Origin of the sequence: Leclercia sp. M-A074-M (assembly GCF_965195605.1) — a bacterium.
Classification (GTDB): domain Bacteria; phylum Pseudomonadota; class Gammaproteobacteria; order Enterobacterales; family Enterobacteriaceae; genus Enterobacter.
In genome coordinates this window covers 91633-105189 of record NZ_CBDAHM010000001.1, presented here as the reverse complement: position 1 = coordinate 105189, position 13557 = coordinate 91633, and the positions used below count along the sequence as shown (strand labels likewise).

The 13557-nt window shown below is 53.4% G+C and carries 17 protein-coding genes and 1 tRNA gene; all 18 read left to right on the top strand.

What is annotated here, in order from left to right; translation table 11 throughout:
* Nucleotides 1-108: 108 nt before the first annotated feature.
* The 18 genes from ACOKCT_RS00570 (at nt 109) to ACOKCT_RS00485 (ending at nt 13551) form a co-directional block, all read left to right on the top strand.
* Nucleotides 109-185: transfer RNA gene (locus tag ACOKCT_RS00570), tRNA-Arg, on the top strand.
* 89 nt (nt 186-274) lie between these two features.
* Nucleotides 275-460, top strand: a complete 186-nt coding sequence (locus ACOKCT_RS00565; protein WP_312343905.1) for a hypothetical protein — start codon at nt 275-277, stop codon at nt 458-460.
* Nucleotides 461-620: 160 nt separating this feature from the next.
* Nucleotides 621-944 carry a four-helix bundle copper-binding protein gene (locus tag ACOKCT_RS00560; protein WP_072010776.1) on the top strand — a complete coding sequence of 108 codons (324 nt, stop codon included), beginning with the start codon at nt 621-623 and terminating at the stop codon, nt 942-944.
* Between the two features lie 517 nt (nt 945-1461).
* Nucleotides 1462-1797 (top strand): phage holin, lambda family, encoded by a 336-nt coding sequence (locus tag ACOKCT_RS00555; RefSeq protein WP_032651393.1) that lies wholly within the window; start codon nt 1462-1464, stop codon nt 1795-1797.
* An 8-nt stretch (nt 1798-1805) separates the two neighbouring features.
* Nucleotides 1806-2420 (top strand): glycoside hydrolase family 19 protein, encoded by a 615-nt coding sequence (locus tag ACOKCT_RS00550; protein WP_420193055.1) that lies wholly within the window; start codon nt 1806-1808, stop codon nt 2418-2420.
* Nucleotides 2417-2767: a hypothetical protein gene (locus tag ACOKCT_RS00545; protein ID WP_420193054.1), complete on the top strand. Its 351-nt coding sequence runs from the start codon at nt 2417-2419 to the stop codon at nt 2765-2767. The genes ACOKCT_RS00550 and ACOKCT_RS00545 overlap by 4 nt, the downstream gene beginning before the upstream one ends.
* Before the next feature lie 958 nt (nt 2768-3725).
* On the top strand, nt 3726-3923 hold the full coding sequence (locus ACOKCT_RS00540) for a hypothetical protein (protein WP_420193053.1): 198 nt from the start codon (nt 3726-3728) through the stop codon (nt 3921-3923).
* A gap of 845 nt (nt 3924-4768) precedes the next feature.
* A complete protein-coding gene (locus ACOKCT_RS00535; protein ID WP_114387374.1) occupies nt 4769-5314 on the top strand; it encodes a terminase small subunit in 546 nt (181 codons plus the stop codon).
* Nucleotides 5289-7211: a phage terminase large subunit family protein gene (locus ACOKCT_RS00530; protein ID WP_138368720.1), complete on the top strand. Its 1923-nt coding sequence runs from the start codon at nt 5289-5291 to the stop codon at nt 7209-7211. Before ACOKCT_RS00535 ends, ACOKCT_RS00530 begins: the two co-directional genes overlap by 26 nt.
* Nucleotides 7211-7417 carry a phage head-tail joining protein gene (locus ACOKCT_RS00525; protein ID WP_138368721.1) on the top strand — a complete coding sequence of 69 codons (207 nt, stop codon included), beginning with the start codon at nt 7211-7213 and terminating at the stop codon, nt 7415-7417. Before ACOKCT_RS00530 ends, ACOKCT_RS00525 begins: the two co-directional genes overlap by 1 nt.
* Nucleotides 7414-9006 carry a phage portal protein gene (locus tag ACOKCT_RS00520; protein ID WP_420193052.1) on the top strand — a complete coding sequence of 531 codons (1593 nt, stop codon included), beginning with the start codon at nt 7414-7416 and terminating at the stop codon, nt 9004-9006. Before ACOKCT_RS00525 ends, ACOKCT_RS00520 begins: the two co-directional genes overlap by 4 nt.
* Nucleotides 8987-10330 (top strand): S49 family peptidase, encoded by a 1344-nt coding sequence (locus ACOKCT_RS00515; RefSeq protein ID WP_138368723.1) that lies wholly within the window; start codon nt 8987-8989, stop codon nt 10328-10330. Before ACOKCT_RS00520 ends, ACOKCT_RS00515 begins: the two co-directional genes overlap by 20 nt.
* A 9-nt stretch (nt 10331-10339) precedes the next feature.
* The gene (locus tag ACOKCT_RS00510) at nt 10340-10672 is read left to right on the top strand and encodes a head decoration protein (RefSeq protein ID WP_420193051.1); all 333 of its coding nucleotides are present in this window, start codon (nt 10340-10342) and stop codon (nt 10670-10672) included.
* Nucleotides 10673-10739: 67 nt separating this feature from the next.
* On the top strand, nt 10740-11765 hold the full coding sequence (locus ACOKCT_RS00505) for a major capsid protein (protein ID WP_420193050.1): 1026 nt from the start codon (nt 10740-10742) through the stop codon (nt 11763-11765).
* 46 nt (nt 11766-11811) lie between these two features.
* The gene (gene gpFI, locus ACOKCT_RS00500) at nt 11812-12228 is read left to right on the top strand and encodes a DNA-packaging protein FI (RefSeq protein ID WP_420193049.1); all 417 of its coding nucleotides are present in this window, start codon (nt 11812-11814) and stop codon (nt 12226-12228) included.
* 10 nt (nt 12229-12238) lie between these two features.
* Nucleotides 12239-12592: a head-tail joining protein gene (locus ACOKCT_RS00495; protein ID WP_138368727.1), complete on the top strand. Its 354-nt coding sequence runs from the start codon at nt 12239-12241 to the stop codon at nt 12590-12592.
* Between the two features lie 9 nt (nt 12593-12601).
* Nucleotides 12602-13156: a phage tail protein gene (locus ACOKCT_RS00490; protein WP_420193048.1), complete on the top strand. Its 555-nt coding sequence runs from the start codon at nt 12602-12604 to the stop codon at nt 13154-13156.
* Entirely contained in the window at nt 13153-13551 is a 399-nt protein-coding gene (locus ACOKCT_RS00485; RefSeq protein WP_138368729.1) for a phage minor tail U family protein, read from the top strand. Before ACOKCT_RS00490 ends, ACOKCT_RS00485 begins: the two co-directional genes overlap by 4 nt.
* The last annotated feature ends 6 nt before the right edge of the window (nt 13552-13557 follow it).

The window sequence follows — 13557 nt, the reverse complement described above, 5'->3', positions numbered from 1 at the left end:
GCATGTGATAATGCTCTCGATACGATTACAACACTCAGGTGGGGAAGCGCCCACTACACAGAGACAACTGCATGACCCTGACCAGCATTCATTGCTGGTCTTTTTTATCTGCCATTAGCTCAACTGGAAAGAGCACGGAGCTTCTACCTCTGTGGTTCGGGGTTCGAGTCCTCGATGGCGGACCATTGCATCGCTTCATTCTTAATTAAGTATTTCTCACACCAGCCCGTAACCAAAATGGCTAGACTCTCCTCACAGTGAGGGAGGGAATGGCATGATAGAGGGGTTTTACTGGATACAGCACAATGGCAGAATTCAGGTTGCCTACTATACCCATGGAGAAACGGAAGACCTTGAAACGGGTAAGACCGTAATCGGTATCTGGCACCTGACGCAGGGTGATCCCATTTGTGATGACGGCGAAGCAGAAGTTCTGGAAGGTCCTCTTACACCATCATGATCTCGTCGGTCGTTCCGGGTTTGATGAAGGTGGTCGTTATTCGAATGCGTTCCCTGTAATTACAATTTAGGCGAATTTGGAATAACGCTCCTATTAACTGGCATCATCGCACTCCTGTAACCAGACTTAGTTTTCTGCTTACGACTGAAAGGAGCGAACTATGCCAGTTAACCATGCTGAATGCATCGAAGCCTGCTACAAATGCGCGGCTGCCTGTGATTATTGTGCTGCTTCATGTCTGAAAGAAGAACAAGTGGATATGATGCGTGAGTGCATAAGACTCGATATGCAGTGCGCGAATATTTGTCGGCTCGCAGCGCAATTTATGACCTTTGATAGTGAATTTGCCAGATCGCTATGCCGGGTCTGCGCAGAAGTCTGTCAGAAATGCGGTGAAGAATGTGGGAAGCACGAAGCAGAACATTGTCAGAAATGCTCTGAAGCCTGCCTTCGTTGTGCAGAAGCGTGCCGCTCGATGGCTTAATGGAGCTTTCTCCCAGTTTTCTGTTTGAGCATCGACACTTAGAATTCTGACAAATTTTTGCTATGGTTATGAGTCAGGTGAATCCCCCTATGCGGCGGGGCAATCCAGTTAACTGCTAAGTGCAGATATGCTTGCGGCTCGTATGACTGATAACGAGTCACCGGGAGGCACCCGGCACCTGTCTTATTCCATTTCTGAGTTAAATATCGCCTGCTCGTAAAGCAGGCTTTTTTATATGCGCTTCGAAACCAATGCTATTATTTAATCGTGAACCAAGCCATAACCATTAACCGGACATCCTGACCGGCCAGTAACGCTGCCCGACACAGCTGTTGTATGGATGATGGCGAGGTAAAACACCTACCTACTTAAATTTCCAACTCAGTTAGGCCCGCTTAAAACGCGGGCCTTTTTTTATCTCAGGCTCCCGGAACCCCCATCAAGGTCCTGTCGTTAATTCATCCGGAGAGTCTGATCCCTTCCCACACAACACCCGCGAACCAGCGAGGTGAGAGATATGAAAATGCATAATGACCCCCACTCCTGGACGGAGTTAATCGATCTACTCCACAGCTGGTGGCGTGGTGAAACACCCATTGGTGCCGTGCTGCTGTCAGTTGTGATGGCAGTGCTGAGAATTGCCTACGGCGGCGGTGGCTGGAAAAAGATGTTGCTGGAAGGCCTGATGTGCGGCGCCATGACGTTAACGGCTGTATCTGCACTGGATTACGTAAACCTTCCTCAATCCCTCTCCATTGCAATCGGCGGGGCGCTGGGCTTTGTCGGCGTCGAGCAGGTCCGTTCTGTAGCAAACCGAGTTATCAACGTTCGCTTTGGTGGTGACACCAAGTAAGGGACACTATGAATCAGGCACAATTTCAAAAGGCGGCTGGGCTAAGCGCCGGGTTAGCTGCGCGCTGGTATCCGCATATCGACGCAGCTATGAAAGAGTTCGGCATCACCGCAGTTAACGATCAGGCCATGTTCATCGCGCAGCTGGGCCACGAGTCGGCAGGCTTTGCCTCGCTGGTGGAGAACTTCAACTATTCGGTTGGCGGTCTGAAGGCGACCTTCGGTAAGCGCCTGACGGCATACCAGTGCGAGATGCTGGGCCGGGTTGACGGTAAGCAGACTGCCCACCAGCCGCAGATCGCCAACCTGGTATACGGCGGCCGCATGGGCAACATCTTCGAGGGCGACGGCTGGAAATATCGTGGCCGTGGCCTGCTGCAAATCACCGGGCGGGAGAACTACACCAAATGCGGCGCAGCCCTGAAGCTGGATCTGGTAAGCACGCCGGAGCTGCTGGTGCAGGAACGAAACGCTGCCCGGTCGGCGGCCTGGTTCTTCGCGTTACGTGGTTGCCTGCTGTATTCCGGCGATATTGTGCGGGTCACGCAGATCATCAACGGTGGGCAGAATGGACTGGCTGATCGCAAGGTGCGTTACAGCCGGGCGCTGGCGTCGCTGTCATGAAGCTGCGATACGTTCTTTTGGCGCTGGTGGTCGCTATCTCGTTAACCGGGGCGATGGCCTGGCGTTCTGGCTGGAGCGCACACGCTGACCATATCAACGCGCTGGCGGCAAAGAAGAAAGAGAACTCCGAGAAAGCCATTCAGCCGGTAGAAGAGAAAGCCGTCGCGGCCACCGCCGAGGGCAAAGTGATTTACCGAACCATTACCCGCGACGTGGTGAAATATGTTCAGTCTCCGGATCGTACTGTGTGCCAGTTTGACGATGCTGCTGTGCAGCTGCGCCAGCGTGCAATCGACGCTGCCAACTCCATCAGCGGATTTGATGCAGGAGCCGTGCAAGGGAAGTGATGCTGGTGCCAATAGCGACGAAGATCTACAGGCTGATATAGAGACCGCGCAATGCCTGCGCCAGCTGCGTTTAGATAATTACCGCTGGCAGGCCTGGTATAACGCTGTAAAGTAAATGCCGAGCGAAGCTAAATTGCTGGTGGGCTTACTTGCTCTGAAAAATACCCCTTCCGAAATGAAATCCTGCAGTTCGGAAGGGAGACCAAGAGGGGTCATCTTTACAAGGAGAATATCAATGTAGTGCATGACTCAATAAAAATCCCAAGTATTAAAATAATAACGAAAATGACACTTTTTTCTGATTAGGCTAATACCTGCTGAATATTTATTAGCCCGACTAAGCAAAAAGTTTTATACAACTCACATTAAAAATTTCGGCATCAACTACATTCAAATTGCACGAGTGATTCGACATCTTTGCCATTTAAGCCAATCCCCCTAAGCGGTGGGGCAACCAGTAAATGCTGGACGTATGCGAATTTGCTTACTGGAGTAAGTTCACCGGGAGGCACCCGGGGTTTGAGGGTAAGACTGAAGGAACAGGCATAACGTCGAACTTTGTGCAAAAGCTATCTACATTGCTGTATGACCCTGACCAGTTCTGTCCGAGCTGGTCTTTTTTTGGCAAAAAAAAGCCCCCTGGAGAGAGGGCAAGACATGCTATGGACGGATGTTTCTGAGTGTACTCATGCGGGTCATGAGACAGTTCCATGGGATTCCCTGGTGCAGGTAGGAGCCTTGCAGGGAGTTATAAATATGGTTCGTAGTTCTGATTTAACAAGCGGAAGCGGTAATACCAGGATGATTCTTAATACATAAAAGTAAACGTCCTGATATAGGGTCATATGCTTCGTTAAAGTCTTAACCCTGAGGCCCGGACACCGCCTCCTCTGAACTTTAAGCATAGAAAATTCTCAGCCTCGAAATCGAGAGGCTTTTTAATCACCGAGGAATAAGCATGACAGTAGTTCTTACAGCAAAACAGATTGAGGACCTGGCAGCCTTCGCTAAAGAGGACGGCCAGGCACAATACACCATCACCACTGTGACAATCCCTGAGTTTGATGCGGATGATGGCGAGATTACTCCTGAATATACCGGATTGATTGTGTACTCCGATTCACTTGAACATGGTGTGCTGCAACTCGACGACTAAGTAATCATTACAAAGCTCATCTGCTGGTGGGCTTGATAATGTTAATGAGAGTTTAAAAAGGAAAAAAAACCGGAAGATGCGACATCATCATCCCCGGCAACCTGACACACCATTGTTGTATTTATTTCCCAAAGAAATCATGGCTTATTGATTACATATGGGCAAGAAAACGAAACATTAAATTAACTTAAGTAAAACATTTCATATTTAATTAGTCGTGATTATCAATCCGAAATTGTGCGTGTGAGCATCTTCGTATGTGGATATGAAAATGAGACTGCCACCTTGAGCGAGTAGGATAATGCTGGAGTGTTTCAAAAAAGAAGCCCTCACAAGGAGGGCCACAGCAGTCTCAGTTCAGGTGCTCTTTTTATTAATGTTTCCCCGGAGTTGGCATTCTCCGCACAGAGTCCCAAATAGCCTGGCAGGCTATGGGCTAACAACAAGCGTAAGCGTGGGATATTAAGAATTTCCTCAAAAGCCATCACCATGGGCAGACCCATAGTAATGGCTTTAAGGATATAGCCTGGACATTCCCAACAGGTGACAAGACGATCTCCGGACCTGCGGAGCTTTTTTATGCGTATCGCCGATGCATTAACGTATATGATAATCATTATCATTTGTGGGTCCTTTCCGGCATATCGGCCTGCTACGGGGCGGCGTCCTCGCAGATTATCGCTATTTATGAAAATTTTCGGGTATTTGCCGTTTCCGTTCTTCTTCTGGCTATCTTGCTGTTTTTACTGAAAACACCCCTTCAATAGAAAGGAAATGGTGAAGCCCAGGAAATGGTGATTTGGCGTCTGTCGTTTCCTTTCTCTGTTTTATGCCAGGAGTGAGCAATGGAGGTTAACAAAAAACTCTTATCCGAGATTTTCGGCGTCAGCGTTCGTACCATCCAGAACTGGCAGGACCAGGGGATGCCGGTAGCGCGAGGAGGCGGGAAAGGGAACGAAGTTATGTATGATTCCGCCGCTGTTATCGAATGGTATTCCGCGCGGGATGCTGCCATTGAAAATGAAAAATTACGGAAAGAGGTTGAGGATCTGCGCATTGCCTCCGAGTCCGATCTTCAACCTGGCACCATTGAATATGAGCGACACCGTCTTACCCGAGCACAGGCTGACGCTCAGGAACTTAAAAATGCCAAAGAGTCCGCTGAGGTTGTGGAGACCGCATTCTGCACGTTCGTGCTGTCGCGGATAGCCGGAGAAATTGCCAGTATTCTCGATGGAGTGCCTCTGTCGGTTCAGCGGCGCTTCCCGGAACTGGAAAACCGACATATTGATTTCCTCAAGAAGGACGTCATTAAGGCCATGAACAAAGCAGCTGCGCTGGATGAAATGATACCGGGGTTGCTGAGTGAATATATCGAACAGTCAGGCTAAGGGGTTGCAGCACTCTGTGAGTGCGGGACTCCGTTCGCTTTTCCGGCCCGAGCCGCAGACAGCTGTTGAGTGGGCAGACGATAACTATTACCTCCCGAAAGAGTCTGCTTATCAGGAGGGGCGCTGGGAAACCTTACCCTTCCAGCGTGCGATCATGAATGCCATGGGCAACGACTATATCCGTGAAGTGAATGTCGTGAAATCTGCCCGTGTTGGTTATTCAAAGATGCTGCTCGGGGTGTATGCGTATTTTATCCAGCATAAGCAGCGAAACTCCCTTATCTGGTTGCCGACTGACGGCGATGCCGAAAACTTTATGAAGTCGCATGTCGAGCCGACAATCCGTGATATTCCCTCGCTCCTGTCCCTTGCTCCCTGGTATGGCAAAAAACACCGGGACAATACCCTCAGTATGAAGCGTTTTTCAAACGGGCGTGGATTCTGGTGTCTGGGTGGGAAGGCCGCAAAAAACTATCGTGAGAAATCCGTCGATGTGGCGGGCTATGACGAACTGGCCGCCTTTGATGAAGATATCGAGAAAGAGGGGTCCCCGACGTTTCTGGGTGATAAGCGTATTGAAGGCTCGGTCTGGCCCAAGTCCATCCGCGGATCCACGCCAAAAGTCAGGGGCACCTGCCAGATTGAGCGTGCCGCGAAAGAGTCGCAGCACTTTTTGCGGTTCCATGTTCCCTGCCCGCATTGCGGGGAAGAGCAGTACCTGAAATTCGGCGATAAAGAGACACCGTTCGGCTTCAAGTGGACGCCGGGTGAGCCTGCGAGTGTGTTTTACCTTTGCGAGCATAATGCCTGTGTGATTAAGCAGCAGGAGCTCGATTTTGCGCAGGCCCGTTACCTTTGCGGGGAGACGGGGATCTGGACGCGGGACGGTCTGTGCTGGTTTTCATCATCCGGTACCGAAATTGACCCACCTGACAGCATCACTTTTCATATCTGGACCGCCTACAGTCCCTTCACGACTTGGGTACAAATCGTCAAAGACTGGATCAAGACCAAAGGGGACACCGGCAAGCGTAAGACTTTCGTGAACACCACGCTTGGTGAGACATGGGAGCCGAAAATTGGCGACCGTCCCGATGCTGACGTAATGGCCGAACGTAAGGAGCACTTTGGCGCCGCGGTACCGGAGCGGGTGGCCTACCTGACAGCCGGTATCGATTCACAGCTTGACCGTTATGAAATGCGGGTCTGGGGCTGGGGGCCCGGCGAGGAAAGCTGGCTTATCGACAGGCAGATCATCATGGGCCGTCATGACGATGAAGCCACTCTGCTCAGGGTTGATGAGGCTATCAACCGGACATACACCCGGAAAAATGGGGTGGAAATGTCGGTTTCACGCATCTGCTGGGATATCGGCGGTATCGACCCGACCATCGTCTACAACCGCTCGAAAAAGCATGGCCTGTTCCGCCTGATACCTATTAAAGGGGCATCTGTCTACGGTAAACCGGTTGCCAGCATGCCGCGAAAACGCAACAAAAACGGTGTTTATCTCACGGAAGTGGGCACCGACACGGCTAAAGAGCAAATCTATAACCGTTTCACCCTCGTGCCAGAGACCGGTGACCCCCTCGCCGGGGCAGTTCATTTCCCTAATAACCCTGACATCTATGATTTAGCCGAAGCTCAACAGCTGACAGCTGAGGAGCAGGTCGAAAAGTGGGTGGACGGCAAGAAAAAGATCGTCTGGGACAGCAAAAAGCGACGAAATGAGGCGCTCGACTGCTTTGTCTACGCACTTGCAGCCCTGCGGATCAGCATTTCGCGATGGCAGCTTAATCTCGATTCTCTTCTGGCAAGTCTGCTGGAAGAAGACAGTGGGCGTAAAATTCACAAAACCCTGGCTGATTACGCCCGGGCATTATCCGGAGAAGAATAATGGCGACACAGGCTGACCTGGAGGCAGCACGCGCTGCATTACATGACCTCATGATGGGTAAACGGGTGGCAACGGTACAGAAAGATGGCCGAAGGGTGGAATTTACAGCTACCTCAGTCAGCGAGCTGAAAAAATATATTGCTGACCTTGAATCTCAGGTTGGCTCCACTTCACGGCGCCGGGGACCGGCAGGGTTTTATGTATGAAATTACCAGCTTTAGTGGGGCCGGACGGTAAAACATCCCTGCGCGAATATGCTGGGTATCACGGCGGTGGCGGCGGATTTGGCGGCCAGTTGCGATCCTGGAATCCGCCCATCGAAAGTGCTGATGCGGCGCTCCTGCCTAATTTCTCACGTGGAAATGCCCGTGCTGACGATCTTGTACGAAATAACGGCTACGCAGCAAACGCCGTGCAACTTCACCAGGATCACATAGTCGGGTCATTTTTCAGACTGAGTTACTGCCCGAGCTGGCGTTATCTCGGCATTAAAGAAGAGGAGAGCCGCGCGTTTGCCAGGGAGGTTGAAGCCGCCTGGTATGAGTATGCTGAAGATGACTTTTGCGGAATTGATGCCGAGCGCAAGCGAACGTTTACGATGATGATCCGTGAGGGGGTCGCGACGCATGCATTCAACGGTGAGTTGTGCGTGCAGCCCACCTGGGACAGTGATTCAACGCGGCTTTTCCGCACGCAATTCAAAATGGTCAGCCCGAAGCGCGTGAGCAACCCGAATAACATGGGGGACACCCGGAACTGCCGTGCCGGTGTCAGCATAAACGATGCTGGTGCAGCGCTGGGTTATTACGTGAGTGAGGACGGTTACCCGGGCTGGATGGCTCAGAAATGGACGTATATTCCCCGCGAACTGCCCGGGGGCAGACCATCGTTTATCCATGTGTTCGAGCCGCTCGAAGACGGGCAAACCCGCGGTGCCAACGTGTTTTACAGCGTGATGGAGCAGATGAAGATGCTCGACACCCTGCAAAACACGCAACTACAGAGTGCGATCGTGAAAGCGATGTATGCAGCCACCATCGAAAGCGAACTGGATACGCAGACGGCAATGGACTTTATCCTCGGCTCTGACAGTAAAGACCAGCAAAGCAAAATGACAGGCTGGCTCGGTGAGATGGCATCGTATTACACCGCGGCGCCGGTTCGGCTCGGTGGTGCCAAAGTCCCGCACCTGATGCCTGGTGATTCACTGAATCTGCAGTCAGCGCAGGATACGGATAACGGTTTTTCAACCTTTGAGCAGTCACTGCTGCGCTATATCGCCGCCGGGCTGGGGGTCTCATACGAGCAGCTCTCGCGTAACTATTCCCAGATGAGTTACTCCACCGCACGCGCCAGCGCCAATGAATCCTGGGCGTTCTTTATGGGTCGACGCAAGTTCGTCGCATCCCGGCAGGCCTGTCAGATGTTTGTCTGCTGGCTGGAAGAGGCGATTGCGCGCCGGGTTGTCACCCTCCCATCCAAAGCCAGGTTCAGCTTCCAGGAAGCGAGAACTTCATGGGGTAACGCAAACTGGATCGGTTCGGGGCGCATGGCTATTGATGGCCTGAAGGAGGTGCAGGAGGCTGTAATGCTTATCGAGGCCGGTCTCAGTACTTATGAGAAGGAGTGCGCCAAACGCGGGGATGACTATCAGGAAATATTTTCTCAGCAGGTACGTGAAACTATGGAGCGCCGGAGCGCGGGCCTTAAACCCCCGGCCTGGGCGGCAGCCGCTTTTGAATCCGGGCTGAAAAAAACAAACGAGGAGGATAAAGATGACGCCAGAGCTTCGTAATCTCCCGCATATTGCCAGCATGGCCTTTAATGAGCCGCTGATGCTAGAACCCGCCTATGCGCGGGTTTTCTTTTGCGCCCTGGCAGGCCAGTTGGGTATCACCCGACTGACGGATACGGTGTCGGGCGTCACGCTCGGCGCTGAACAAATTGCAGAGCCGCTGGCACTGTTTGGCGAAGATGAGGAAATGGGACCCCGGCCAGCGCGCAGTTACCAGATAACGAACGGCATCGCAGTGCTACCCGTTTCCGGCTCGCTGGTCAGTAAAACCCGTTCGCTGCAGCCTTATTCCGGCATGACGGGATACAACGGGATCATTGCCCGCCTGCAGCAGGCCATGAGCGATCCTGGCGTCGACGGCATTCTCCTCGATATGGATACGCCTGGCGGGATGGTGTCCGGGGCATTCGACTGCGCCGACATTATTGCACGGATGCGCGATATCAAGCCCATCTGGGCGCTGGCAAACGATATGAACTGCAGCGCCGGGCAGCTTATCGCCAGCGCCGCTTCCCGCCGCCTGGTCACCCAGACCGCGCGTACGGGCTCAATCGGCGTGATGATGGCGCACAGCAACTACGGCGCTGCCCTGAAAACGCAGGGCGTCGAGGTGACCCTGATTTACAGCGGCGATCACAAGGTTGATGGCAACCCCTACGAAAAACTACCGAAAGATGTTCGCGATGATTTTCAGACGCGGATCGACGCCACGCGTCAGATGTTTGCCGAAAAGGTTTCCGCTTATACCAGCATGTCTGTGCAGGCCGTACTAGACACCGAGGCGGCTGTCTTCTCCGGCCAGGAGTCCGTGGATAACGGTCTGGCGGATGAACTTGTTAACAATACCGATGCGCTCGGCGTGATGCGTGAAGCACTCGACAGACGCAAAAAAACAACCACTGGAGGAACTATGCCATCACCTTCTGCATCTGCAGCGACCAATCAGCCAGCTGACCAGACAGCTACACAGACTACTGCACCGGCTGAGCAGGTCACTACCGTTGACACAACAACCGCTGCCTTGGTGGCCCCGGCAGATCTCAGCGCTCAGGTATCGGCAGCCGTAGCCGCAGAGAATGGTCGCATCATGGGTATTCTGAACTGTGAAGAGGCAAAAGGTCGCGAATCACAGGCCCGTGCGCTGGCCGAAACGCCGGGCATGACGGTCGAGAGTGCGCAGCGCATTCTGGCCGCGGCACCGCAAAGCGCCCAGGCGCGTACCGATACGGCGCTGGATCGTCTGATGGAAACCGCACCAGGTGCGCTTTCAACAGGGAATGCCTCTGCTGAGGCCGGCGACGATTTGTTAAACACCCCCGTTTAAGAGGCTAACATGGCAATCACTGAAGTATTTACTCATCACCAGCCGCTCGGTAACAGCGATCCGGCACACACCGCGTATGTACCGGGCGCACTGACGGCATCCGCCCCGGCAATGACCCCGCTCATGCTCGATGCTACGTCCGGTAAACTGACCATCTGGGACGGCGAGCATGCAGGTGCAGCATGCGGCATTCTGGCGGTTACTGCTGACCAGAACAGTGCAGAACTGGCATTTTATAAATCCGGTTCATTCCGCATCGAAGATGTGCTCTGGCCTTCTGCCGTCACCGACGACCACATTAAGCGCAATGCATTCACCGGCACGGGCATCAGCATCGTCTAAGTCGCTTCATATCAGTCTCTTTCATCCATAAAGGCCGCCAGCGCGGCTTTTTTTTCGGGAAAAATCTATGTCAACGTATACCACTGCCCAGTTGCTGGCGGTCAATGAGAAGAAATTTAAGTTCGATCCGCTTTTCCTGCGCATTTTCTTCCGCGAAAGCTATCCCTTCAGCACTGAGAAAGTGTACCTGTCGCAAATCCCGGGCATGGTGAACATGGCACTCTATGTCTCGCCTGTTATTTCCGGCAAGGTCATCCGTTCCCGCGGGGGTACCACCTCAGAATTTACACCTGGATATGTCAAACCCAAGCACGAAGTAAACCCGCAGATGACCCTGCGTCGTCTGCCGGATGAAGATCCACAGAACCTGGCGGATCCTGCCTATCGCCGCCGCCGCATCATTCTTCAGAACATGAAGGATGAAGAGCTGGCGATTGCGCAGGTAGAAGAGATGCAGGCCGTATCCGCCGTACTCAGCGGTAAATACACCATGACCGGGGAGGCGTTCGAGCCGGTGGAGGTGGATATGCAGCGCAGCGCCAGAAACAACATTGTTCAGGCAGGTGCTGCGGCCTGGTCCGCCCGGGACAAGGAAACCTATGATCCGACCGATGACATCGAGACGTATGCGGTGAATGCCAGTGGCGTGGTCAACATCATCGTGTTCGATCCAAAAGGCTGGTCACTGTTCCGTTCCTTCAAGGCCGTCAAGGACAAGCTGGATACCCGCCGCGGCTCTAACTCTGAGCTGGAAACCGCACTCAAGGATCTCGGTCAGGCGGTTTCCTACAAGGGTATGTACGGCGATGTGGCAATCGTCGTGTATGCCGGTCAGTACGTTGAAGGGGGCGTGCAGAAGAATTACCTGCCGGATAACACTATGGTACTGGGTAACACACAGGCGCGCGGTCTGCGAACCTATGGCTGTATCCAGGATGTGGACGCGCAGCGCGAGGGCATTAACGCCTCTGCACGCTATCCAAAAAACTGGGTGCAGACCGGTGATCCGGCACGTGAATTCACCATGATCCAGTCCGCGCCGCTGATGCTGCTGGCAGACGCGGACGAGTTTGTGTCCGTCAAACTCGCGTAACTTCCACCCGGTGGCCCTTCGGGGCCAATTTTTCGGAGTAGCTTCCATGACTGAAAAAGAGACACTGATCGCCCGGCTGAAAGAGCTGGGCAAAATGCTTGGCCGTGACGTGAATACCAGCGGCACCATCCAGGAGCTGTCGATGCGTATTGCTGAGCTTGAAGAGGAGCTGGATGGAGATGCCGGTCCGGTTGACGGTGAAAATGGCGTGGAGAATGCTTCCGGCAGCACCGGCAGCACCGGCAGCACCGACGGTGATATTGCTGACGCGGCGAAAGAAAAAACGACAGCGACCACAACCGATGACCGGGTAACAGTAGAAACGCTGGCAACCCTGCATATTGACGCGCTGCATGCCACGCGTAACGAACCGGTGTCCATCGCTGAGCCCGGCGTGATCATTCGCGTATCCGAACAGGATGCAGACGAGCTGATCGCAAAGGGGCTGGCCAGAGAAGTCTGAAGGGGACCGCATGGCTGATTTCGATAATCTCTTTGATGCAGCTATGTCACGGGCGGATGACACGATTCGCGGCGTCATGGGCGCTGATGCAACGGTGACGTCCGGCGCTTTGTCGGGCGTCACGATCCACGGTGTTTTCGATGATCCTGAGAATATTGGTTATGCCGGGGCAGGGGTACGGATTGAAGGAACCAGCCCGTCTTTATTTGTGAAATCAGCCACTGTCCAGCAACTGGAGCGTATGGACACTCTGATGATTAACGGGCGGGCTTTCTGGGTTGAGCGAATTGGCCCTGACGATTGTGGCTCCTGCCATATCTGGCTGGGTAACGGGAGCCCGCCCGCCGGTACCCGCCGTCGTTAAGGAGGCTGCATGTCCATTAAAGGCCTTGAGCAGGCGATAGAGAATCTCAACAGCGTCAGCAACACCGCCGTCCCGCGAGCGTCGGCACAGGCCGTTAACCGCGTGGCAAACCGGGCTGTCAGCCGCAGCGTGGCAGTTGTGTCAAAAGATACCCGGGTCCCGCGAAAACTGGTAAAGCAACGCGCCAGGCTGAGACGTGCGACGGTTAATAAACCCCGCGCGCTTATCCGTGTAAACCGAGGCAATTTACCGGCCATAAAACTGGGTACCGCCAGCGTGCGCCTTTCCCGCAGAAAACGGGATAAGAAAGGGGCCAACAGCGTGCTGCGCATTGGACCGTTCCGTTTCCCGGGCGGATTCATTCAGCAGCTTAAAAACGGTCGCTGGCACGTCATGAGGCGAACAGCAAAGCCCCGTTATCCGATCGAAGTGGTCAGCATTCCTCTGGCAGCCCCTTTAACCACGGCATTTAAAGCTGAGCTGCCGAAGCTCATGGACTCGGATATGCCCAAAGAGCTCCGGGCATCCCTTACAAACCAACTCAGGTTGATTATGACAAAATGAAACACAGTGATATCCGACAGTTGATTCTTGACGCACTGGAAAGCGCGATGGGTACTGACGCCATTTATTTTGACGGCAGGCCAGCAGTGCTCGAAGAGGGAGATTTCCCGGCCGTCGCCGTTTATCTCACCGACGCGGAGTATACCGGGGAAGACCTGGATGCCGATGTCTGGCAGGCCACTCTTCATGTTGAAGTCTTTCTTCCTGCCAGGGTGCCTGATTCGGAGCTGGATGAATGGATGGAAGCGCGTGTTTACCCGGTTCTGGCGGAGATCCCGGGGCTTGCATCCCTTATCACCAATATGGTGCAGCAGGGCTATGACTACCAGCGCGATGATGATATCGGACTCTGGAGTTCAGCCGATCTGAAATATTCCATCACCTACGAAATGTGAGGACGT